Origin of the sequence: Providencia sp. PROV119 (assembly GCF_028482435.1) — a bacterium.
GTDB classification, from domain to species: Bacteria; Pseudomonadota; Gammaproteobacteria; order Enterobacterales; family Enterobacteriaceae; genus Providencia; species Providencia stuartii.
This window is the reverse complement of sequence record NZ_JAMPQL010000007.1, coordinates 204,774-227,994: the sequence shown is the minus strand read 5'-3', so window position 1 is coordinate 227,994 and position 23,221 is coordinate 204,774. Positions and strand designations below refer to the sequence as shown.

Genomic DNA, 23,221 nt, shown 5'->3' with positions numbered 1-23,221 from the left:
TAATAACCTTGTTGATTATTTTTTGATAATAAAAATCAAACTATTCAGTATAATTACTTAATTAACAATCAAGGCCGGAAGAAATAGAGCCAAAAAAGATAATGACTCTGTCATTCCTTCCGGTCCGATTAACTTTCTCATAGTATCTCTCTATGTTGATATTTGGTGCTTTTGTTGACGGTGTTTACAAGATATTTTATAGCCTTCCCTGAGTGTATCATACGCCTATTAATGAATGGTACAGCGTGTACCTAGGTTAACGTTAACAACACCATACAGAAACGTCGTTGGCTCCAAGTTAAATAAACAGGCAAATTGGAATAAAGAATCGACATCGATACAGCTTTCACCACTTTCAAAGCGAGTCATCTCATCTTCAGAAACGCCAATTAGTCTAGCCGTTTGTTTTAACGTCATTTTATGACTTTCTCTTTGTTTACGAATTTTGATACCAAGTAGTTTTGCAATATTATCTTTTTGCATAATAACCCCCTAAAAAAATAAATTAAGTAAAGTTAGTTTTGACGATGCGTAAATTAGCATTCTGCTTCCATAAATTAATTGATTTAAATTAAAAAATGACGCCAAAAAACTCATCGAATTATGAATAGTACTAAATGATTAATTTTAGCCATAAAACATAACCCAGTGAATCATAAGAACATTTTTAAAATAGATCTTTTTATCCCTAGATATTTATTGTGACATTAATCACAAAAAATGTGTATCCTAACTTCGTATTATTCAGCATTAAACCGTCTTTTTAAGAATTTTATACATGTAAGTTTTATGTGGTTTTTATGTGTTTTATTATTTTTATTTATTAAATTATATAATCACTCTTTAAAAACATTCATAAGATTATCGCCATATTATTATTAAGATAAATAACTTTATTGTTACTAATTATGACATTTTATGTCAGTTGATTTAGGACTAATTTTATTCCAAAAAAGAAAAACATTTAAAGTCATATTTAAATTTCTAAAGTCTAGTATATTATTGAATGTAAGTAATATAAAAAAATAAAAAAAGTCATCTTTTTTAGATTAAAAGTAATCAATAAACGATTATATTAAGTTTTACTATACTTGAATATTTTGAATAACAGTAGATGGCGAACAAAATAATAGTTAAGTCATTGAGTTCAAAAGAACAAAAACTTGAAATATGAAAGGTATACACCAATAGGGAAATCTTTAAATAACAGTTTGCTTATTTTGGAGAGTTCTAAGGTATGTCTCAAAATGATATGAATAATATGATGATGTTAGCTCGTCATTTGCCTCAAAAGGCTGTTGCTTTGATCCTTGCTGGAGGTAAAGGTACTCGCCTTAAAGGATTAACGAGTAAACGAGCCAAGCCTGCTGTTCATTTTGGTGGTAAATTTCGTATTATCGATTTTGCATTATCAAATAGCCTAAATTCGGGTATTAGACGAATTGGTGTTATTACCCAATATCAATCTCATTCATTAGTACAACACATCCAAAGAGGATGGTCGTTTTTTAATGAAGAAATGAATGAGTTTGTCGATTTACTACCTGCACAGCAACGCGAAATTACCGACCATTGGTATAAAGGCACGGCCGATGCGGTCTATCAAAATATGGATATTATCCGTAATTATCGTGCAGAATATATTGTGATCCTTGCGGGTGACCACATCTATAAAATGGATTATTCACGCATGTTGCTCGATCATGTTAACAATGATGCAAAATTTACCGTTGCCTGCATCAAAGTGAAAAAAGAGGAAGCCCATCAATTTGGTGTAATGGAAATTGATGAGAATCGTTGGATAACCCAATTCCATGAAAAACCACAAGACCCGCCGGTACTAAAAGATTCGCCTGATTCATGTTTAGCGAGCATGGGGATCTATATTTTTAACAGTGATTATCTCTACAAAATGTTAGAAGACGATAGCCTTTGCCCGAGTTCCAGTAATGATTTCGGTAAAGATATTATTCCCAAAATAGTGGCCAGAAGAGAAGCTCTCGCTCATCCCTTTGAATATTCATGTGTCACCAGCAATGCCGATGTTCCTCCTTACTGGCGCGATGTCGGAACATTAGAAGCCTATTGGTCAGCAACACTGGATCTTGCCTCGGTAACCCCTGAGTTAGATATGTATGACCGCAACTGGCCTATCCGTACTTATATGGAGCCTTTACCACCTGCAAAATTTGTCCAAGACCGCTCGGGAAGCCATGGCATGACCATGAATTCACTTGTTGCGGGGGGTTGTATCATTTCAGGATCGATTGTCATACACTCTGTGTTATTCCCTCGCGTGAGAGTCAATTCATTCTGTAATATCGAATCTTCTATTTTACTGCCCGGAGTGAATATTGGGCGCTCATCACGTTTACGCCGCTGTATTATCGATAGAGGCTGCGTCATTCCAGAAAATACCGTTATTGGCGAAAACCCTGAAGAAGATAGCCAACGCTTCTATCGCACAGAACAAGGTATCGTTCTCGTCACAAAAGAGATGTTAGATAATTTACATAACAATAAGGAATAAGATTGTGAGCACTCATTTTGTTTACGAATGTCATTCGCCACTAGTGACACAAGAAGCACTAAAAAGCTCCATTATCTATAAATTAAAATTTGTGATTGGCAAAGAACCTTATATTGCGACACAACGAGAATGGTTAGAAGCCATCATACTGGCGGCTCGCGATCGGATCGTTGACCGATGGATGGCGACGAACCGTGCAACCTATTCACAGCAGCTTAAGCAGGTTTACTATCTATCGATGGAGTTTTTACTCGGTCGATCATTATCTAATACATTAATTTCAATGAATATGTATGAGGATCTAACCCAAGTCGTGGCTGAGCTTGGCTTTGATTTTGAGCAATTGTTAGAGCAAGAGACAGATCCCGGCCTCGGTAATGGCGGCTTAGGCCGCCTTGCCGCATGTTTTCTCGATTCTCTCGCAACCCTGAATCTCCCCGCATGTGGTTATGGTATTCGTTATGAATACGGCATGTTTAAACAAACCATTCGTAATGGACAACAAATCGAATCCCCTGATGATTGGCTGATTCATGGCAACCCTTGGGAGTTTCCTCGAACAGAAAATCGCTACCAAATCCAATTTGAAGGCCATGTGACCGAAGAAGAGGGCCGCTATCAGTGGGTAAAAACGAACGATATTATCGCTGTCGCTTATGACCAAATTATTCCTGGCTATAATACTGAGGCAACAAATACCCTGCGTTTATGGAGTGCCAAAGCTAGCGATGAATTTGATCTGCAAATTTTCAATGATGGCGAATATTATGCCGCGGTTAAGAAAAAAAATGAGTCTGAAAACGTTTCTCGCGTCCTCTACCCAAACGATTCAACCTATTCAGGCAAAGAGCTGCGTTTAAAACAAGAGTTCTTCTTAGTTTCTGCATCTGTGCAAGACATACTTCACCGCCATTGGTTGGTTTACCAACGTTGGGATAACTTAGCTGACAAAGTGGCAATCCATTTAAATGACACCCACCCTGTTCTTGCCATTCCTGAGTTAATTCGTCTATTAGTCGACAAACACCAAGTCAGTTGGCAGGATGCTTTAGCATTAGCACAAAACGTGTTCTCTTATACTAACCACACGCTGATGAGTGAAGCTTTAGAAACTTGGCCTGTCGAGATGATCCGTAAAATTCTGCCGCGCCATCTACAAATCATTTATCAAATTAATGACGAATTTTTGCAACATGTGAGCCAAAAGTTTCCGCAAGATTACGAATTGCCGCGTCGTGTCTCCATCATTAATGAAGAGTATGGGCAGCTTGTGCGAATGGCGTGGCTGGCGGCTATTATCTGCCATAAAGTCAACGGCGTCTCTGAGTTACATAGTCAACTTATGACCGACTCTCTGTTTGCCGACTTTGCCCGAATTTTCCCTAATAAATTCTGCAACATCACCAATGGCGTGACACCGCGACGTTGGCTAGCTATTGCTAACCCAGAGCTGACTTCGGTTATAGAAAGCTATATCGGCCAACAATGGTTAGTTAATTTGCCTCAATTGACTGAATTGAAGCAGTGGATGGATTACCCTCAATTTTTAGATAAGTTGCAACAAGTTAAACACAGTAACAAAATTAAATTAGCGCGTTTTATTGCCCAGACACAACAAATTGTGGTTAGCCCTGAAGCCTTATTTGATGTACAGATCAAGCGTATTCATGAATATAAGCGGCAGCTCTTAAATTTACTGCATGTCATCACTCGTTATAATCGAATATTAGCAGATCCAGAGCACAACTGGGTGCCCCGCGTGGTGATCTTTGCAGGTAAAGCCGCCTCCTCATATAGCGCGGCAAAAAAAATCATCCACCTCATTAATGATGTTGCTGCGGTTATCAACAATGATGCGCGTATCGGTTCGCGCTTGAAAGTGGTGTTTATTCCTGATTATGGAGTAAGCCTAGCTCAGAAAATAATTCCGGCTACCGACCTTTCTGAGCAGATTTCACTTGCAGGTACAGAAGCCTCCGGAACCGGTAATATGAAATTCGCACTAAATGGTGCATTGACCATCGGTACACTCGATGGGGCAAATGTTGAGATACGCGAACATGTTGGCCACGATAATATTTTTATCTTTGGTCATACCATCGATGAAGTAAAACAAATCAAACAGAATTACTACTATCCACGTTGGTATTATGAAAATGATGCTGAACTGAAACAAGTGATAGACCAGATAGCACAGGGTTACTTTAAACCTGACGTTCCTAACTTTTATCAAGATTTAACCTACAGCTTGCTCGATGGCGGTGACCCATATTTATTGTTTGCAGATTATCGTAGTTACATCAATACACAGGAACAAGTCGACAATTTATATCAAGACCCATTATCTTGGCAGTCTAAGGTAGCAAAAAACATCTGTAATATGGGCTTTTTTTCTACTGATAGAACAATCCAAGACTATGCCTCACAAATTTGGAATATTGAATCTATCAATTTATGACCCTATGAATTAGATTAATCTAGGCATTTTGGTTAAGGTCAATTTAACGAGAAACTTACTTAACTTCACAACTATTTAAAAAAATTCTCAGTCGGCATGCTATCCTGATACCGACTGGGATGTATCTGTCTAGTATAAAAGTCCAATTTTTAGCCAGTTATGATTTTATACTTTGGGCAAAGTTAATTTAAAAGGGTCATCATGCTTCAGGAAAGTGTTATTAGAGAAATGATTCTCTGGATCGAAAAAAACTTAGAGTCACGCCTGTCTTTAGATACTGTTGCCGAAAAATCAGGATACACCAAGTGGCATTTTCAGCGCCTATTTAAAAACCAAACAGGACTTGCTCTCGGTTCTTACATTCGTGCTAGACGATTATCGTGCTCAGCCGTGGCATTGAGGCTAACTAATGATAGCATCATGGATATCTCTTTACGCTATCGTTTCGATTCACAGCAAACATTTTGTCGTGCATTTAAAAAACAATTCAATATCACCCCTTCTGAATACCGCAAACGTACCGGATGGAAAATTGAAGGTTTTTGCCTGCCACTAAGAGAAAGTAAAGAGTTCAGCGTTAAGGTCAGCCTAACCAAATTAGATCCCGTTAAGGTTATCGGTAAACAGCATCGCTATACCAAAAGCATCAATGAATGGAATTTTAAAACCCAAGAGCTGAGACGCTACTATTGGAGAGACTTTATCAATGAAGCTCAGTGTGTCACAACCAATATGTATGCTATCCACGGTGTTGATTCTATCAATGATCAAGAGGGGCAATTCTGCTATACCACAACCTTTGAAGAAAGTGGTGTTGACTCCCCTACCCCTAATCTTAAAAGCATAACTCTCCCTGCTGGCGATTATCTACAAATTAAGTTTACGTGTGATGAACTCCACGGTATTGATTACAACGACATTATCTATACCGTATATGGAAAAGTACTTGCGAGTATGGATATTGCTCGAGGTGAAGGCTGTGACATTGAAAACTATGTTTTAAAGTCTACGCCCGATTATAAAGAGTTTATTGAAAACTCACGCCTCTATCTTAAAGAATTAAATTATTATATCCCTGTCATTATTTGATTAAATTAAAGAAAACTAACTTACACTGAGTTAGTTTTCTTTATTTCTTATATTTAATCTTAATAACTTATCTAACAGATAATTAACTTTCATTTCATTTTCATAAAAACAATCATCATTAAAAGTCCATCAAATATAGATAATCAATTCTATGATGTTAATAATTATTTGAATATTACTTCATTAAAGTTCATATTAAATATATCGAGTGTTGAAAATAAACAAATATCACGTTAGCATAAATTTTAGTTTCATCTTTTTAAAGGACAGATAACTGAGTTAATAATCCAACTTTGCAATAAAGGACTAATAATAATGGTTAAGAATAATACCTCAACAAGTCTTATGGTTATCTTTGTCGGTTTACTGGCAGCACTCGCAGGCCTCTTCTTTGGTTTGGATACGGGGGTTATCTCTGGTGCACTTCCCTTTATTAGTCAACAGTTTGATATCTCATCAACCCAGCAAGAACTGGTTGTCAGCTCAATGATGTTTGGTGCCGCAGCCGGCGCTATTATTAGCGGGTGGTTATCATCTTTAAGTGGTAGAAAAAAGAGTTTACTGATCAGTTCAATATTATTTATTATTGGTGCATTAGGCTCCGCCTTTTCCCCTAATGCCAATATACTTATTATTTCTCGAGTCATATTAGGACTCGCAATTGGTATTTCTTCATTCACAACTCCAGCTTATTTATCAGAAATCGCACCGAAAAAGATCCGTGGTGGAATGATATCTATGTATCAATTAATGATTACAATAGGTATCTTACTTGCATTTATTTCTGATACCGCTTTTAGTTATGATCATGCTTGGCGTTGGATGTTAGGGATCACAGCTATCCCTGCTGTTTTGCTTTTTATTGGCGTCACTTTTTTACCCGAAAGCCCCCGTTGGCTTGCCAGTAAAAATAGATCGAATGATGCTAAAACTATATTATTAAAATTAAGAAAATCAGAAAATGAAGCGATCCAAGAGCTGGATGATATTTTTAATAGCCTAAAGATCAAGCAATCGGGATTCGGTTTATTTAAAAATAACAGTAATTTCCGACGTACTGTATTTTTGGGTATTGCTCTGCAATTTATGCAGCAACTGACAGGTATCAATGTCATTATGTACTATGCCCCTAAAATATTTTCATTAGCGGGGTTTGAAAGTACCACCCAACAAATGTATGGCACAGTTCTTATTGGCTTAGTCAACGTCATCACAACCATTTTTGCCATCTCAATCGTTGACCGTTTTGGCCGTAAAAAATTATTGATCTTTGGCTTTAGTGTCATGGCAATCAGTATCGGCTTACTCGCCTACTTGCTCTCTTTTGATACGCATACCGTTCTAATCCAATATAGTAGTATTGCCTTTTTACTTATCTTTATTATTGGATTTGCCGTGAGTGCGGGACCGATTATGTGGGTCTTATGTTCTGAGATACAACCACTGAGAGGTCGTGATTTCGGTATCACCTGTTCAACTACCTCAAATTGGGTAGCAAATATGATCGTTAGCGCTACGTTCTTAACACTGCTATCGACTTTAGGGGATACGAATACTTTCTGGGTTTATGCTGGGTTAAATGCTGTATTTATTATTATCACGCTCTATTTTGTCCCAGAAACAAAAAATGTTTCATTAGAGCAGATAGAAGAGAATCTAATGAAAGGCAATGCGCTACGCAATATTGGTCGATAAGCATCCACAATTAAACCTTATTTTTGTAGAACACCCGATATTACCTCGGGTGTTCTGTTTTGATAAAACCGCTTCTCGTTAGAAAGTTAAGTTCAATTTCGCCCAAAACGTTCTGCCCGGCTCATTCACGGGTTGATTAGAGGAATAACCAAACCCACTATTACCCGCTAAGTTTAGGTGTTCGCTATAATTTCTATCAAATAGGTTATCAACACCAGCACTTAACTTAACATGATCATTCACCCGATAAGCGGTATTAACGGAGAAAATCGTGAAACCAGCACTGCTACCGAAGTCTTTCCCGACTACGTTACCATCATTAATCGCCACACGATGTTGGCTACTGACAATACGCATTAGCCCTGTTGCCGTCCAATCATTCTTTTCCCAAGATAAACCAAAACGGGTTTCTAATGGCGGCATCTGCGGTAATGGTTGCCTATCACTGCGGTTTTCCCCCCAAGAATAAGCGAGACTTGCATCCGCTTTCCACGCATCACTGAGCTTATAGGCGACGCCCATTTCTCCCCCCATGATCATCGCATTCACGTTTTCAACTTGACTTTGTCGCGAATTATGTGGGTTATAACGGAATAGGATAAAATCATCGACTCGCCCAATATAAGCGGAAACCCATGCGTTAGTTTTATCATTGCTATATTTTGCACCGATATCTAACTGGGTCGTTTTTTCCGTTTTTAAATGATCGAACACATTGCTTGTTCCATCAGGGCCGTAGGTTGGTGAAAATAACTCCCAATAATCAGGAAAACGCTCAGTGTAACCGACACCGGCATACAGCATGACAGGCATATCAGAAAGCGAATGCTCATAACGCACAAACCCTGCTGGCATCACAGTATTGCGCCCCGATGACCCTACCGCGGTCTCATTATCCACTAATACCCTATCGGCACGCGCACCTGTAACGACTTTCCCATGCGCATTTGCATTCCACGTTAACTCACCAAACAGCCCATAATCTTGGAATGTTGCATCCTTATTCCAGTGGTTATTGCTCTCCTTACGGTGAGTATTAGTTTGCATATCGGCCCCTGCACGTAATTCGTAATCGTTCCATAACCAAATTCCCATAACTCGGCCACCCACCGTTTTACGATCAACACGCATTTTCATTGGCATATTCATCATGCCATGACCACCGCCCATCATATGCCCCATATGACCAGAGCCGCCCCCCATTGAGCCACTTGTGTCACGTAATGAATAGTTATCCATAATATGGTCGGCATAGTTGTAGTACATATTCGCTTCTAGCTTATCAAGCACTGTGCCAATATTTGTCTTTTCAAAACGCACACCTAGACTTTCACGTTTGAATTGCGAGCCATCCATTCCACGACCTGCATAGCGAGCTTCACCATCCCCTTTCCCCGCGGTAAGCTCAAGTAACGTGTATTCATCTGGCGTCCAGCCTACAGCAACATCCGCATTCCATTTATCCCACTTTGATGGCACTTTCTTACCATCTCCATCTTTATAATCATTAGAGCGAGATTTATTACCTATTAAGCGTAAATAACCTTTTTCATTCCCCATACTGACATCTGCATTCGCATCCCAACGCTGATTAGAGGCCGTTAACGCACTTGCATTCCCCTGAACACCCGCTTTATCAAAAATGGGTTTTTCACGCTCAAAACGGATTGTACCTGCCGAGTTACCTGGTCCCCAAAGAACTGACTGAGGCCCTTTGATCATCGTTAATAGGTCGAAGTTTTCTGGCGAAATATAAGAGGTTGGGGCATCCATGCGAGATGGGCAAGCGCCTAACATCTCACTATCATTAGTTAAAATCCGTAAGCGAGAGCCAAACATGCCACGAAAAACGGGGTCACCGTTCGTGCCGCCATTACGAATTTGCGAGAAGCCGGGGATCGTTTTCAAATAATCAGAACCATCACTCGCCGGCACTGGCTGTCTAGGTGTTTTTGGTGAGGTGCTGATAGTTAATGGTGAATCAACGGGGGCAGTGACTATCATCACTGAGTGTTCTGAAAATTGACTTTGATTCTCTGCCTCAGCGACTGCGCTATTCGACAACAGCGCGGTCGTTACTAAAAGTGTCAGTGGTGCGATTACACATTTTTCTTTGTTCATTATTTTGCCTAATTCTTTTCTTTATGACGTAGCCATGCCGCCTGAATTCGATAATCAAATTCAAGATAGAGAGCAGGCGAAGCCCTTTGCACTCAATACGGCAAATGCAACATTGTGAATTTAAAATGATCAATAATTAATAAGAAAAGAGAGACGGAGGAGCGCGCGCAAAACGCAGAGACCAAGGCCGAAACAAATATGGATGAATGCAAGGCTCAAGGGAGATCCGCGTCGTCAGCGTTGCCAATTGGCGAATTGCAATGGCAATAAATAGAATGATAAATGGAAAATGGATCAACAACTGGCAATAGCCACAGGCAATGTCTTCCATCGGCGATAGTCCGACTCCCGACATTAACAGATGATTCATCATGCCGTTAGAATGGCATTCTTCAGGCAATAGAGCACCTTGATGCGAATGGTGCATCACGTGTGGTGCCATATTTTCCATTGAAGAACAATCAGCCATTTGCATCATTGACTTTGAGACCAATGGTGCAATAAACAGCATTGCTACTGCAAGTAGCGCAAGATAGGCTGCAAATTGTCTTAATCTATCATGCAGGTGCAACGTTTTTCCGTAATATCTATTGTTATTTTAATGCGCGAAAGTGTATCTCATTTACATCATCGTTGTTATCGTTTTTTGTCAATAATGTTACTTGGCCTACATTCCCTCTATATTCAAATAGAACAATTTGGCACCATTATATTGGCGTAATTTCCATTACATTCACCTGAAATAAAAACCATTCGAAATATTATTTTTATAAGTCATATCCACCAATAGCATTCTCAATAATAAAAAATAGTAAAACGGGAATTATCGACAAAAAGCCCTTTTGCTTTCACGCCCCATAAAAAAACAAAAAGCGGCAATAGCTTAGCTATCACCGCAAAATCGAACAGAAAAAAACAAGGGGAGATTATTTATTAAGCTAATAAGTTAGCTGGGTTATCGATACATAAGCGGTCAAGGGTAGCTTGATCGACGCCTTTCTTCGCCAGAAGCGATAGAAAAACATTCGGTACAAAGCCCCATCCATTTCCGCCATTTTTTGCCCACATCTGTTTTAAGAACACATCGTGACTCAAAACGATCTGATTGCTATATCCCAGCTCTATCAACTTATAAACCGCATCAACAGTTTCTGTAACAGTTGGTGCGACCCCTTCTTTAGGGAATGAAATATCAAGCCCTATCATATCGAACTCAAGCCATACGCCTCTGTCTAACATACGACGCTGATAATCGATATCCTTTCCTGATGGGTCTGAGTGCGCTAATGAGATCTTAGCGGGATTAACGCCCATCTCTTTGATTAAAATATCCAATACTTCATCACCACGACGTTGCCAACCTGGCATATGGATATTCATTGAGACATGATCATTGGCAAGCTGAGCGACGGATGCGGCTCTAAGGCTATTTTTTTCCCCTTCCGTAAAAAATGGAGAAACCCCAATTTCGCCAATCATCCCCGCTCGAATATCAGTGCCATCAATACCAATATTCAATTCGTCATCAATCATTTTCGCCATTTCATCGATACTTTTTACTAGGCGCTCGCCTTCAAATTTTTCGATATATAAGCCTGATGAGGCAACGACATTAATACCTGTTTTAATGGACACTTCTCGCAATTGACGAACATCTCGACCAATTGCTTCGGAGCCTGTCGCATCAACAAGCGTTTTACCGCCAAGCTCCTTAAAGTTATTCACTTCATAAATCACATCGTCGATAGGTTTTTTATCCATATTGTCACAGCAGCAATAAGGATCGTGTTTTAGCCCCCATTGAATATCTGCACTGACTTTTTTATCGACCAACACATGCGAGAAATCGTAAAAAGGTTCATCGACAACGGTAGAGAGATCGTTAAACAAATGCTCATGTGGTAGGGTTAAACCCATATCTTCTTTTTTAACTGGCCCAGTGACAGTCTGAATATAACCTTTCATTTTACACTCCCGCCGTTTTCACAGCTTTTGCTTCTCTAAACTCAGGAATTGTTGTGATAATTGCACCAACCAGCGCAAACAGTGTGCCAATAATCGTGACCAGATAGACAGTGTTACCCAATGATGGCAAGAGTAAATCAATCAGAACTGAACCCAGTAATTGCCCTGCTGTTGATGCAACTCCGAGCATTAACAGCCCTAATCCACGAACTAAGATTGCCATTAACGCAATAGACATTAGCCCTAATGGACCACCGAGATACATCCACCACACCCCCGGTAATTCAAGAGTAATGTGACCAAGAGCCATACGGATCACCAAAGCGACAGTCAAAACCGTGAAGCCGACAATAAAGTTCCATGTGATAGATACCATCATTGAACCTGTCGCTTCTGCCACTTTAGAGTTACCCGCTGGTTGCCAACCCGCTAATAGACCCGCTAAGAAAGGAAGAATGGCTAAATAGATAGCAGAGGTAGAGTGCCATTGTGGAGACACCACAAATAAGGTGGCTACCACGGCAAAAACAGCGCCTAATACGCGAAAAAGGGTGAACGGTTTTTTCTCATCGATACCAATACCGAAACGGTCACACAATAGGCCTGATAATAATAGCGCCGATATCAATGCGGTTTGGAAAGTGGCAATCCCTAGTGCACTGGCAGAAGCCCCTTCAGAGAAAACCACCATTGCGCCACAAAGGCCTGCAAACCAGTTCCACAATGGAATTTTACGTTGTTTAATTAAACTTGGAATAGAGGCAAATTGCTGACGAGTCTGTTTTTTCGCTATGATAATAAAAAACATGACGACAAGACCGCTAGCAAACGAAATTACCGCACTTGCGTTGCCATCTTTTAATACATCCCCGAGCTGCCCATTAACGGCAGATTGCATTGGCGATAACATCCCGGCTAAAACCGTCGCTATCATCAGTAATGGTGTAGAATAACTTTTTGCACTCATAAAATATTCCTTTTGGATTTTTTGACTATGAGTCATTATTTTTGTAATCGGAGTACAAAGTGCGGGGGAAATTCCCCACACTTAATTTCTTATTTTTGATATTTTACTTTTGACAATAACTGAATTAACGAGCGATCTGTTTTAGGATATTTACCCACATGTCAGAGTAATGTTCCCAAGCCATAAATTCTTTACTTCCCCAGTGTGGCGAGCAATCACTCATAAAGCAGGCTGTTTTACCCTTTTCATATTGACCAAAGACTAATAAAGGATCTTCGCCAATATTTAAAACGGTTTCTGTATTTTCTTTAGCTTTAACTTTGTTATAGCCTAAAAACATTGGCCATTGTCCAAATCCTTTAACGGATTCATGTTCTGCATTGACTGGTACTGCAAAAATACCTTCAGGTGTTTCAACACGATCATCACCATCAAGCATTTCTACCGGTAATACATCTGCTAATAATGTATTTTTATAATTCGCTTTAGCCTCAATTCCCATAAAGGATAGATAGCCACCAATCATTAATAATCCACCGCCATTAATGACATACTGCTTAATTAATTGCAGTGCATTTGGTAATACTTTCATATTATAAAAAGTATCGTTTTGCAGTAAGAAAGTATTTGCACCAATATCGCTAATGACAACGACGTCATATTTCTCTAACTCTTCTACCGTTTTAGGAAATGCCATTTGAACGGTATGAGCAGGCATATAATCAATTTCAACATTTTTATTTCTTAAGCAATCTAATAAAAATGTTGCACCCTCTTCATATTTACTCGAAGTAAAACTGTCGTAGCCTTTAGTATGAATCATATGAATGTGCCATGACTCACCAATAAATAAAATTTTCATTTTTATTCCTCTTTCAGAATATGAATTATTCAGGGGATTGAGTGACAACCTGAGAGTAGGTTGTTTGGTTAATACGATATATCACGTTAATATCTTCAGGCATTTCTGAAGCTTTGCTCGTTTCTACCGCAAGCGATGAAAATGCCGAAGCATAACGCAACGCATACGAAAATTGCTTACCTTTTGCTAATGAGGCCGCCAATGCGCCATTGAAAGCATCCCCAGCGCCAGCCGTATTTTTGACCACCGCTGTGTAGGCCGGTGAGTAAATAAATTTATTGCCATCGTAAGCAATAGAGCCTTTACTTCCTAATGTGATCACAACCTTTTTAACACCTTTATGATAGATGACGTCGGCTGCTTTTTTAGCCGACTCCATATCCACAACATTCACTCCGGATAGCAAACTGGCTTCCGTTTCATTCGGCGTTAAAATATCGACTTTTTCAAGTAGTTCGATAGCAATATCACTATAAGGTGCAGGGTTTAAAATAATCGGTATATTATACTCATTACCTATCGATATAATTTCCCTTAAGGCTTCAATATTTGTCTCAAGTTGTAGCAAGATAATATTCGAATTAATAATTTTATCTTTTTGAATTTTTACCTCATCAGCACTGATATCCATATTTGAGCCAGGATATATGGAGATAATGTTTTCGCCACTATTTTCTGACACGAAAATTGATGCTGTGCCCGTTTGGAACTTTTCAGTTTGGTAAATTGTTGATGTCTTAATTTTTGATGATGAAATAAAATTCACCGCATAATCACTAAATTGGTCAGTGCCAATTTTAGTAATAAAATGGACTTGCGAGTCTGAATAACTTGCAGCTAAAGCCTGATTGCAACCTTTGCCACCTGGTGAAAAAATAAATTTGTTTGATAATAATGATTCACCTGCCTCTGGTAATCGAGGCAAATAACTAATCATATCAACATTAAATGAACCTAATACACAAACTTTGCCGTTCACTGAATCATCCTTATTGGTTATTTCATTAAGGCTATCGTTACATTCCAGAAACTGTATAATTTCTTTTTTAGCAACCTTATCTAGGGATTCAAATTCAATGAATGCGCCACCATGGCAACGGTTAATAATTCCTTTTTTTGCCAAAGAATTTAAATCTGCTCTAATGGTTTCTTTTGTGACATTCAGTTCTTTCGATAAAACAGAAACTTTTGCTGAGCCTGCGTTTTTTAAAAAATTAATTATTTTTTTATGTCGTTCTGCTTTCATGCCATTTTACCTCATGGCATTTACTCTAAATTAGATAATGTTATTTTAATGTGATAATAATCATATGTTCCCAATGCAAAGCAAAAAAAAGCAAAAAACACAAAAGCTAAAACAAAAAAAAGCAAAAGCATATTACGTTAAGGTAAATTTAGTTTTTAATGCAAAACAAAATAGGAAAGCATTAAGTAATCTAATCATCATTTAATTTAATCATAAAATAATAATTATATTACTTATAAAACAATCATAAGATTAAATAAAATTAAATATTAACTTCAATAGCTTACAAGGAACCAAGTTAATTTATCATTAATAATTAACTATAAAGGATTTCAAATAAATAAATTACTTATTTTTCAATTTTAATCGCCTAATTTCAATATTGAATCGATTCAAACTAAAAATGACCACCATTTAAATAAAACGTATCGAGAAAAATAAAATCAAAAAATGGTACGCAGAATATAAAAACGGGAGCGATTGCTCCCGTTTTAGTGCTTTGAATCAGTTAACAACCCACTATTGAACTGTTTTTTTCTCATGCACCATCATCAATGCTTGTTCAATACTGCGCTCAATGACTGTTCGTCGCTGATCATTTTCAGGTAATAATTGCAGCATCATCTGCCAAGCTGAGATGGCTTCTGCATAACGAGCCTGCTCAAATGCATTAAAAGCAAACATGCTTAATGCCTTAACATTGGTCCTATTTTCAGCAATCAGCTTACGCAATAACTCACCACCAATGCGATTATCTTCTGGATCAGACGAACGCGTTAACACTTCGGCATACCCTAGCGCCACGTTATCATCATTCGGCTTGAGTCGATAAGCCCGCTCATAAGCATCTGTCGCCATCGTGGCATTATTTAATACCATGCCAATCCGACCTAGCATCACCCATGCATCGGCATTTTGAGGCTCATCCTGCAAACGAGTACGTAAACCTAACGCAAGGCGCTCCATTTCTTCAAGATTAAGTGGTGGCTCTGAGGGATCTAACGCTCTGTCAAGCAATGCTGGCGCCTGTTGGTAAGCTAAATGCCAATCTGCAACTTTGCCATAACTGCCTACCTGATAATAAGCCGCGGCCCCAATTCCGAAAGCCATGATCACCCCCGGGACATACACCCACCCAGTTGAGCGCGTTGTCTTTATTGAAGCGGTATGTTGCTGATCATTTGGAACATCTTGTTTTATGCGAACACGTTTTTTAGTACGTGCGTAAATGATCCACCCACCGACAATCATGGCTGCAAAAGGTAATCCCCATAAGATGGCCGTTAATGGCGTCAATGGAGGATTGTACGTCACAAAATAGCCGTAACGTGCCACCATATAGTCAACGATTTCATCGCGGCTCTTGCCTTCTTTCATCAACTCATACACTTTTTGCCGTAAATCTAAAGCAATCATTGAGTTTGAATCTGCAATGCTATTGTTTTGGCACTTCGGGCAACGTAACTCTTCTGTTAACTTACGAAATTGCTGCTCTTGCTGCTCATTATCAAAGGTAAAAACTTCAGTCGCCGCAAAAGCACTACTTGCACTAACCGCTAGCATCAGCAAACCAATAACATATTTCATTGGCTGGCCTCCTTGCTATAGCGTTCCCATAATGGTTTCACTTCCTTATTCCAGACATGCTCATCCATTGCGCCTGCATGGCGATAACGAATAATCCCATTGCCATCGATTAAGAAGGTTTCAGGAGCCCCATAAACGCCCAGATCAAGGCCTAACATGCCCTCACCATCAAAAAGACTTAAAGCATAAGGGTTACCAAGTTCGCGCAACCAAACAATCGCCTTATTGCGATCATCCTTATAGTTTAACCCCACCACGCGTACACCTTCGGCAGCAAGCTGATTGAGGTATTTATGTTCAGCGCGACAAGTAGGGCACCATGTCGCCCAAACATTTAAGAGGATAGGTTTCCCTTGAATCAACACATTTGACTCATAATGTTGACCGGGGTTTTCAAGTGACTCTAAACGGAACACAGGCACCGGTTTACCCACTAATGCAGATTCAAGTAAACGAGGGTCATCCCCTTCGGCATTACGCATCAATTGCCATAACAAAACGGCGGCAATAGCAGCGAAAATAATAAAAGGGATCAAGAAAACTTTGCGTTTCATGCAGCCTCCTGCACGGGTTTACGGCGACGATAGCGCGGATCAAATAGGCAGCATAGCGCTCCAGCAGCCATTAAAATGCCTCCCGACCAAATCCAGCGCACAAAAGGTTTGTAGTAAAGGCGCATAGTCCATACCTCTTTGCCGACCTCTTCTCCTAATGCAGCATACAAATCTCGGGTTATTCCCCCATCGATAGCCGCTTCGGTCATCACGGCACGGCTGGTGCTATAAAAACGTTTTTCAGGCTGTAATTTAGTGAGTAATTCACCATTTTTCTTAACGTCAATATTCCCTATCACACCTTGATAATTCGGGCCATTCGCTTCATGTACCCCATTAAAGACAAAGGTATAATCACGAATAACCACACTTTCACCGGGCTTCATTTTGGCATCACGTTCAATGCTGTAATTTTGACTAAAGGCAATCCCCACAATGGTTACTGCTAAACCTAAATGTGCAAGTACCATTCCCCAATAACTTGGTGTGAGCTTGATTTTTTTACTAATACGTACACGCATTTCGGCGAACGCCAGTAATGCTATCCAGCAAGCCATCATTAAACCAAGCACGGTCAACGCTTCTAATCTATCTTGCATTAGCCATGGCAGTAGGCATGACAATATCAAGGTCACGAGCAAGGCCATTAAGAGTAATTTTCTAATCGCTGCGGGGCGATCTCTCCCCCAACGCACTAGAGGCCCAATCCCCAGTAAGAGTGCGAATGGCACCATTAGCGCGATAAACATGGTATTAAAGAAGGGCTCACCAATCGAAATACTGCCTAAACCAATTTGTTTGTGAACTAAAGGCAGTAAGGTGCCTAATAACACGACCAGCATTGCAGCGGTTAGGATGACGTTATTCGCCAGTAGCATTGATTCCCGAGACCAAAGCGCATTATTAACACGAGAACGAACCTTATGACCTCTTATGGCAAACAGCAGCAATGAGCCACCGATAACTAAGACCATAAAGGCGAGAATGAAGAGTCCTCTCGAAGGGTCAGATGCAAAGGCATGCACAGAAACCAGCACCCCTGAACGTACGAGGAAAGTACCGAGTAAACAAAGTGAAAACGCAAATATCGATAGCAATAAAGACCATGCCTTAAATGTCGCTCGCTGCTCTGTCACCGCCAGCGAGTGAATTAACGCGGTTCCTACTAACCAAGGCATAAACGACGCATTTTCAACGGGATCCCAGAACCACCAGCCGCCCCAGCCTAGCTCATAATAGGCCCAAGCCGAACCTAACATGATGCCGAGCGTTAAAAAAAACCACGCAGCCATCGTCCAAGGGCGAGCGAAACGGGTAAATGAACTATCCAGCCGACCACTAAGCAACGCCGCGATAGCAAATGCGAAGGCGACTGAAAAGCCAACATACCCCATATACAGCAATGGTGGATGGAAAATCAGGCCGGGATCTTGCAAGAGCGGATTTAAGTCACGTCCTTCAATTGGGAAGGAGGGCAAGGTGCGCGAAAAGGGGTTTGAGGTGAAAATGATGAACAACAGAAACCCGACGCTCACCATCCCCATTACTGCTAAAACACGAGCAACAATATCCAGCGGCATGCGGTAGCTACATAATGCAACCGCAAACGTCCAGCCGCTCATCAATAGCACCCACAACAGCAGTGAACCTTCATGCGCACCCCATGTTGCCGCAACCCGATACCAAACAGGTAATTGCGTGTTGGAGTTATTTGCAACATAAGTAATTGAAAAATCATTTATGACAAAGGCGTTGACTAGCACTAAAAATGCGCCAGCCACACACAAAAACAGTAGCCAAGCAAGAGGCCTTGAAGCCCGCATTAAGCGCTCATCGTGACGAGATACGCCCCATAATGGATAGATAGAGAGTAATACTGCAATACCTAACGCTAGGCATAGCAGTATATTGCCAACCTCAGGGATCATAGTGCGTTATCCTTATAAGCCGCGGCAGGTCGACGGTGATTTTCCTGCATCGCTTGCTCAACTTCGGGTGGCGTATAATTTTCATCGTGTTTAGCGAGCACTTCTTTGGCAATGATATGATGGTTTTCAGCCAGCTCCCCTTGGACAACTACCCCTTGCCCTTCTCGAAACAGATCAGGCAAAATCCCCTCATAGCTCACATCAACTTCCGCTTCCGCGTCATACACCGTAAAAGTAACTTTCAGGGAGTCCGGATCACGCTGAACAGTACCTGGCATCACCATTCCCCCGACACGTAAGCGTTGGCCAACTTCAGGTATCTGCTGGGTTTCTCGCTTCCCATAAATGATCTCACCGGGGGTATAAAATAGGTCGATACTGGAGCGAAGTGCATATAAAAGCAGCGCGACCATTAACCCCACACCAATTAGAATGGAACAAACTAGCCATAATCTATTTTTACGACGAATATTCACTCAGCCTCCCGACGCGCTCGTGCTGCTTTCTGTCTTGCTTCTCTTGCTTGCTGTGCAGTGATGGAATTTATAATCATTTTGCGTTGTAAAACGGTGTGAATACACAACAGCAATAGCGGTGTTACCGTCAATAGAACTGCCAGCCAGACATAAAAGGCATAACCGCCCATTGCAAAAAAATCCGCCCAAGATGCAAATGCACGACTCATTATTTACGCCCCTTCTTATTCACGATATCCATAACCCATGGGCGGTTACGCTCCAGTAGTAATAATTGGTTACGCAAACGCACCAGCGTCAGAGAAATAAATAAAAATAGATAGCCTAAGATAGCCAAACGCAAAGGTGTGCGCATTGCAGGGTTAATACTTTGCTGCATTCGCGTTGAAGGCTGATGTAATGTGTTCCACCATTCAACGGAATAATGGATGATAGGTAAATTAATCACACCAATTAAGACTAAGATCGCCGCAGCTTTTCCTGCTGTCCGGCGGTCATCAAATGCATGCCAAAGCGCGATAATGCCAACATACAGAAAAAAGAGAATAAGTTCTGAGGTTAAACGTGCATCCCATACCCACCATGCGCCCCACATGGGTTTGCCCCACGTTGCCCCCGTGACTAAGGCAATAAAGGTAAATACCGCACCAATAGGTGCCATAGCGGCAATCGTTAATTCAGCCACTTTCATTTGCCAAACAAGACCAACAAAAGCGACGAACGCCATAATGGCATAGATCCCCATTGACCACATTGCTGCTGGAACATGGAGGTACATAATGCGATAGCTATCACTTTGCTGATAATCGGCGGGCGCAAATCCGAATCCCCATCCCCAACCTAGTGCTAAAAAAATCACGCTCAGGGTAATAAACCAAGGGGTCAACCGCCCACATAGTTGGTAGAGATTGGCAGGAATAGCAAGTTGGTGAAGCTTTTTCCACATATTTAAAGGCTCCAGATCATATCTCAGGCAAACTTTGCGCTGCTGCAATATACAATACACGTAATAACAATGGGTTTATTGATATAGCACAAATATAAACTGAGGCTAGTCAAACCATTAACTGTTGACTAGCCTCTATGCTTCTCAGGCGTGATCCCATTTAATCAACCTTCCTGAGTGACGCTTTTCCATTTAAAAACCCGGCTCAACTTCGCGCATATCAGGTAGCTTATGAGCTATCCCTTTATGGCAATCAATACAGGTTTTTCCATCAACAATGGCCTGATCATGCATTTTGGCTGCCACGCTTTTTTGTGCCGTAAAATCCATGTATTCAAAATTGTGGCAATTACGGCACTCCTGAGAGTTATTATCTTTCATCCGTCGCCACTCATTTTGCGCCATGGCTAAACGGTGCTCTTCAAATTTTTGTGGTGTATCAATGATGCCGAATACTTTGCCATAAAGCTCTTTGCTGGCTTTAATCTTTCTGACCATTTTAGGTCCGAACTCATGAGGTACATGGCAATCAGGACAGGTTGCTCGAACACCACTACGGTTGGTGTAGTGGATCGTTTCCATATACTCTTCATACACGTTTTCACGCATCTCATGGCAGCTAATACAAAATTCTTCAGTATTAGCCATTTCCATTCCCGTATTAAAGCCGCCCCAAAAAATGACGCCACTAACAAAACCAATCAATAGTAAGGTTCCCAAAGCCAAACGGCTCGGGCGTCGCCACCATTGCCATACTCTACGGATCACACCAGGCTTAGCGTTATTGTTTCCCATGTCGGCCTCTTATTTCCCAAAACCTTTGGATGGGGTAAATGTGTTCTCCACAATCGGTGAAGTATCGGACTGCGGCACATGGCACTGTAGGCAGAAGTAGCGGTTTGGTGCTACGCCACCTAATACTTTCCCCGTAGCATCCACGAAGTGTGTCGGGCTAACGCGAGGCGCCTCTGTTGTTCGATAACTTTCAACACCATGGCATTGTAAGCAGCGATTTGTATTGGTGGTAATTTGATAACCATCAACGCTATGTGGGATCATTGGAGGTTGATTCACATAGTTTAAAGCCATTCTTTCCTGCTCTTTAGGAATATGAATGCCACCTTCTTGAGTACCAGAAACTTCTGGTGACTTAGACAGATCAACGCCATTTGTCGCCCAAGCAAGGCTCGAGGCAACGAGTCCTATTACCGCCATCCAACGGCTCATTGTCTTAATCAGGGCATGGGTTTTCATGATTTCGCTCCCGAACTCCATCGTAGTGTTATTTTAAAAACATCCTCAGAACACACATCGATACAACGACCGCATGTTATGCAGTCCTTATCCGAAATGAATGCTGGGGCCTGTTTATCTAAAACCGGGGTACGCAAAACTTGCGGCTCCGGACAAATGTGAAAGCAATCCATACAGCGAGTACAATTTTGCTTGTTTATCGCTGTGACCATCAGTGCCCCTTTACAACCGGCGATCCCATATAAGGCACCGAGAGGACAAAGGTGACCACACCAGCCATGCTCCACAACGAGTAAATCGAATAAAAATAAGGCGAGCAGCAATAAAGCACCGCTACCAAAACCGAAGATGAGGCTTCGGCCCATTAATGAAACGGGGTTGATCCATTCCCACAATAAAGTCCCTGTTACCGCAGAGCCGATTAAAATCACCACAAGCAACACATAACGGATATAACGAGGGATCGTTGCGGATTGATTAAAATCGAGCTTACGGCGTAACCATGCTGCCGCATCCGTAACAGGGTTTACAGGGCAAACCCAACTGCAAAAAATACGTTTTCCAAGTAATGCATAAACTAGCAATACTATTGCTGCACCAATTAATGTCGAAATAGCAGGTAAATAGCCACTAGCAAGACTTTCTAACGTGATCAAAGGGTCAGTGAGCGGGATTGAATCTAACAATAAACTGCTACTGTAATTACCATGTAAGATCCAGACCCCAAACCAAGGTCCACTCAAAAACATCGCGATTACCAATAGTTGACTGATACGACGCATCCATAACCATTTATGGCTCTGCCACCAGCCCTTTTTCGCCAGAGCTTCGCGTCCGGCATCACGTTTACGATTTGCCATTATTTCCCTCCAGCCAACCAAAACGGTAGTGATGCCCTAATTCACCTTTCGCAAGCGTTAACGGCAGGACTTTAATGGCCGCTTCTTCGAGGACACAAGCCTGCTCGCACTTACCACATCCCGTACAAGCTTGACTATGCACTGTTGGTAAAAAACGTGCATGCTTACCCGTACGGTGGTTTTGCTCAAGCTCCAGCGTGATAGCCTCATCAATTAGCGGACAAACGCGATAACACACATCACAGCGCAACCCTTGAAAATTGAGACAGTTTTCCTGATCAAGTAACACTGCCAACCCCATTCGTGCGTCATTGATAGACTCAATCTCTTTATCCAGTGCACCACTCGGGCACACTTTGGCGCATGGGATCTCTTCACACATTTCACAAGGGTTTTCTCGCGCAATAAAATAAGGCGTTCCCGCTGCCAGTCCTGATGCTAATGTTGCTAATTTCAACATGTCATAAGGGCAAGCTTGTACGCACTGCCCACAACGAACACACGCACTCGCAAATGCATTTTCATTAATGGCTCCCGGCGGGCGGAGACGAATTCCACTCGCGCGGGAAGTTTGTTGCTGTAAGCCCAGTACCACACCAACCGCCGCCAATCCGCCTGCCGCACGAACGGCATCGCGTAAGAAACGGCGACGACTATTTTGAGGTTTAGGTTTCTGGGACATA

The 23,221-nt window shown here is 41.1% G+C and carries 21 protein-coding genes; 4 read left to right on the top strand and 17 right to left on the bottom strand.

What is annotated here, in order from left to right; all coding sequences use genetic code 11:
• Positions 1–228: 228 nt before the first annotated feature.
• Positions 229–483, bottom strand: coding sequence for a helix-turn-helix domain-containing protein (locus PSF11_RS08855; RefSeq protein WP_004922128.1), 255 nt, complete (start codon positions 481–483; stop codon positions 229–231).
• A gap of 754 nt (positions 484–1,237) precedes the next feature.
• Here PSF11_RS08855 and glgC point away from each other — a divergent pair.
• The 4 genes from glgC (at position 1,238) to PSF11_RS08835 (ending at position 7,772) form a co-directional block, all read left to right on the top strand.
• Entirely contained in the window at positions 1,238–2,530 is a 1,293-nt protein-coding gene (gene glgC, locus PSF11_RS08850) for a glucose-1-phosphate adenylyltransferase (protein ID WP_004922133.1), read from the top strand.
• A gap of 4 nt (positions 2,531–2,534) precedes the next feature.
• On the top strand, positions 2,535–4,988 hold the full coding sequence (gene glgP, locus PSF11_RS08845; RefSeq protein ID WP_036941233.1) for a glycogen/starch/alpha-glucan family phosphorylase: 2,454 nt from the start codon (positions 2,535–2,537) through the stop codon (positions 4,986–4,988).
• A 201-nt stretch (positions 4,989–5,189) separates the two neighbouring features.
• A complete protein-coding gene (locus tag PSF11_RS08840) occupies positions 5,190–6,077 on the top strand; it encodes a helix-turn-helix domain-containing protein (RefSeq protein WP_004922140.1) in 888 nt (295 codons plus the stop codon).
• Positions 6,078–6,392: 315 nt separating this feature from the next.
• On the top strand, positions 6,393–7,772 hold the full coding sequence (locus PSF11_RS08835) for a sugar porter family MFS transporter (RefSeq protein ID WP_004922142.1): 1,380 nt from the start codon (positions 6,393–6,395) through the stop codon (positions 7,770–7,772).
• 78 nt (positions 7,773–7,850) lie between these two features.
• Here PSF11_RS08835 and PSF11_RS08830 read toward each other — a convergent pair whose 3' ends face one another.
• From PSF11_RS08830 to napG, 16 genes are all read right to left on the bottom strand, one after another.
• Positions 7,851–9,893, bottom strand: coding sequence for a TonB-dependent copper receptor (locus PSF11_RS08830; RefSeq protein ID WP_072502449.1), 2,043 nt, complete (start codon positions 9,891–9,893; stop codon positions 7,851–7,853).
• Positions 9,894–10,029: 136 nt separating this feature from the next.
• Positions 10,030–10,464: a DUF2946 family protein gene (locus PSF11_RS08825; protein WP_004922152.1), complete on the bottom strand. Its 435-nt coding sequence runs from the start codon at positions 10,462–10,464 to the stop codon at positions 10,030–10,032.
• Between the two features lie 362 nt (positions 10,465–10,826).
• Positions 10,827–11,858 carry a phosphotriesterase family protein gene (locus tag PSF11_RS08820; protein WP_004922160.1) on the bottom strand — a complete coding sequence of 344 codons (1,032 nt, stop codon included), beginning with the start codon at positions 11,856–11,858 and terminating at the stop codon, positions 10,827–10,829.
• Between the two features lies 1 nt (position 11,859).
• Positions 11,860–12,825: a DMT family transporter gene (locus tag PSF11_RS08815; RefSeq protein WP_036941236.1), complete on the bottom strand. Its 966-nt coding sequence runs from the start codon at positions 12,823–12,825 to the stop codon at positions 11,860–11,862.
• 124 nt (positions 12,826–12,949) lie between these two features.
• Positions 12,950–13,720, bottom strand: coding sequence for a glutamine amidotransferase (locus PSF11_RS08810; protein WP_376738360.1), 771 nt, complete (start codon positions 13,718–13,720; stop codon positions 12,950–12,952).
• A complete protein-coding gene (locus PSF11_RS08805) occupies positions 13,713–14,933 on the bottom strand; it encodes a PfkB family carbohydrate kinase (protein WP_004922173.1) in 1,221 nt (406 codons plus the stop codon). The genes PSF11_RS08810 and PSF11_RS08805 overlap by 8 nt, the downstream gene beginning before the upstream one ends.
• Before the next feature lie 519 nt (positions 14,934–15,452).
• A complete protein-coding gene (locus PSF11_RS08800) occupies positions 15,453–16,520 on the bottom strand; it encodes a cytochrome c biogenesis protein CcmH (RefSeq protein WP_004922178.1) in 1,068 nt (355 codons plus the stop codon).
• Positions 16,517–17,074, bottom strand: a complete 558-nt coding sequence (dsbE, locus tag PSF11_RS08795) for a thiol:disulfide interchange protein DsbE (protein ID WP_004922181.1) — start codon at positions 17,072–17,074, stop codon at positions 16,517–16,519. Before dsbE ends, PSF11_RS08800 begins: the two co-directional genes overlap by 4 nt.
• Complete coding sequence (locus PSF11_RS08790) at positions 17,071–19,002, bottom strand: heme lyase CcmF/NrfE family subunit (protein ID WP_004922185.1); 1,932 nt, start codon at positions 19,000–19,002, stop codon at positions 17,071–17,073. Before PSF11_RS08790 ends, dsbE begins: the two co-directional genes overlap by 4 nt.
• On the bottom strand, positions 18,999–19,478 hold the full coding sequence (gene ccmE / locus PSF11_RS08785; protein WP_014656454.1) for a cytochrome c maturation protein CcmE: 480 nt from the start codon (positions 19,476–19,478) through the stop codon (positions 18,999–19,001). The genes PSF11_RS08790 and ccmE overlap by 4 nt, the downstream gene beginning before the upstream one ends.
• A complete protein-coding gene (gene ccmD, locus PSF11_RS08780) occupies positions 19,475–19,687 on the bottom strand; it encodes a heme exporter protein CcmD (RefSeq protein WP_004922193.1) in 213 nt (70 codons plus the stop codon). The genes ccmE and ccmD overlap by 4 nt, the downstream gene beginning before the upstream one ends.
• Positions 19,687–20,424: a heme ABC transporter permease gene (locus tag PSF11_RS08775; protein ID WP_004922196.1), complete on the bottom strand. Its 738-nt coding sequence runs from the start codon at positions 20,422–20,424 to the stop codon at positions 19,687–19,689. Before PSF11_RS08775 ends, ccmD begins: the two co-directional genes overlap by 1 nt.
• Before the next feature lie 192 nt (positions 20,425–20,616).
• Positions 20,617–21,219 carry a cytochrome c-type protein NapC gene (napC, locus tag PSF11_RS08770; RefSeq protein ID WP_004922200.1) on the bottom strand — a complete coding sequence of 201 codons (603 nt, stop codon included), beginning with the start codon at positions 21,217–21,219 and terminating at the stop codon, positions 20,617–20,619.
• 9 nt (positions 21,220–21,228) lie between these two features.
• Positions 21,229–21,678 (bottom strand): nitrate reductase cytochrome c-type subunit, encoded by a 450-nt coding sequence (gene napB, locus PSF11_RS08765; RefSeq protein WP_272682755.1) that lies wholly within the window; start codon positions 21,676–21,678, stop codon positions 21,229–21,231.
• Entirely contained in the window at positions 21,675–22,538 is an 864-nt protein-coding gene (napH, locus tag PSF11_RS08760) for a quinol dehydrogenase ferredoxin subunit NapH (RefSeq protein WP_004922205.1), read from the bottom strand. Before napH ends, napB begins: the two co-directional genes overlap by 4 nt.
• A complete protein-coding gene (napG, locus tag PSF11_RS08755) occupies positions 22,525–23,220 on the bottom strand; it encodes a ferredoxin-type protein NapG (RefSeq protein ID WP_004922210.1) in 696 nt (231 codons plus the stop codon). Before napG ends, napH begins: the two co-directional genes overlap by 14 nt.
• Between the last annotated feature and the right edge of the window lies 1 nt (position 23,221).

Coding starts and splice junctions, on each gene's coding strand:
- PSF11_RS08840 (WP_004922140.1), top strand. CDS start 5,190: ATGCTTCAGGAAAGTGTTATTAGAGAAATGATTCTCTGGATCGAAAAA.
- PSF11_RS08815 (WP_036941236.1), bottom strand. CDS start 12,825: ATGAGTGCAAAAAGTTATTCTACACCATTACTGATGATAGCGACGGTT.
- napC (WP_004922200.1), bottom strand. CDS start 21,219: ATGGGAAACAATAACGCTAAGCCTGGTGTGATCCGTAGAGTATGGCAA.
- napG (WP_004922210.1), bottom strand. CDS start 23,220: ATGTCCCAGAAACCTAAACCTCAAAATAGTCGTCGCCGTTTCTTACGC.
- glgC (WP_004922133.1), top strand. CDS start 1,238: ATGTCTCAAAATGATATGAATAATATGATGATGTTAGCTCGTCATTTG.
- PSF11_RS08820 (WP_004922160.1), bottom strand. CDS start 11,858: ATGAAAGGTTATATTCAGACTGTCACTGGGCCAGTTAAAAAAGAAGAT.
- napB (WP_272682755.1), bottom strand. CDS start 21,678: ATGAAAACCCATGCCCTGATTAAGACAATGAGCCGTTGGATGGCGGTA.
- ccmD (WP_004922193.1), bottom strand. CDS start 19,687: ATGAGTCGTGCATTTGCATCTTGGGCGGATTTTTTTGCAATGGGCGGT.
- PSF11_RS08830 (WP_072502449.1), bottom strand. CDS start 9,893: ATGAACAAAGAAAAATGTGTAATCGCACCACTGACACTTTTAGTAACG.
- PSF11_RS08800 (WP_004922178.1), bottom strand. CDS start 16,520: ATGAAATATGTTATTGGTTTGCTGATGCTAGCGGTTAGTGCAAGTAGT.
- PSF11_RS08855 (WP_004922128.1), bottom strand. CDS start 483: ATGCAAAAAGATAATATTGCAAAACTACTTGGTATCAAAATTCGTAAA.
- PSF11_RS08775 (WP_004922196.1), bottom strand. CDS start 20,424: ATGTGGAAAAAGCTTCACCAACTTGCTATTCCTGCCAATCTCTACCAA.
- dsbE (WP_004922181.1), bottom strand. CDS start 17,074: ATGAAACGCAAAGTTTTCTTGATCCCTTTTATTATTTTCGCTGCTATT.
- PSF11_RS08805 (WP_004922173.1), bottom strand. CDS start 14,933: ATGAAAGCAGAACGACATAAAAAAATAATTAATTTTTTAAAAAACGCA.
- PSF11_RS08835 (WP_004922142.1), top strand. CDS start 6,393: ATGGTTAAGAATAATACCTCAACAAGTCTTATGGTTATCTTTGTCGGT.
- napH (WP_004922205.1), bottom strand. CDS start 22,538: ATGGCAAATCGTAAACGTGATGCCGGACGCGAAGCTCTGGCGAAAAAG.
- PSF11_RS08790 (WP_004922185.1), bottom strand. CDS start 19,002: ATGATCCCTGAGGTTGGCAATATACTGCTATGCCTAGCGTTAGGTATT.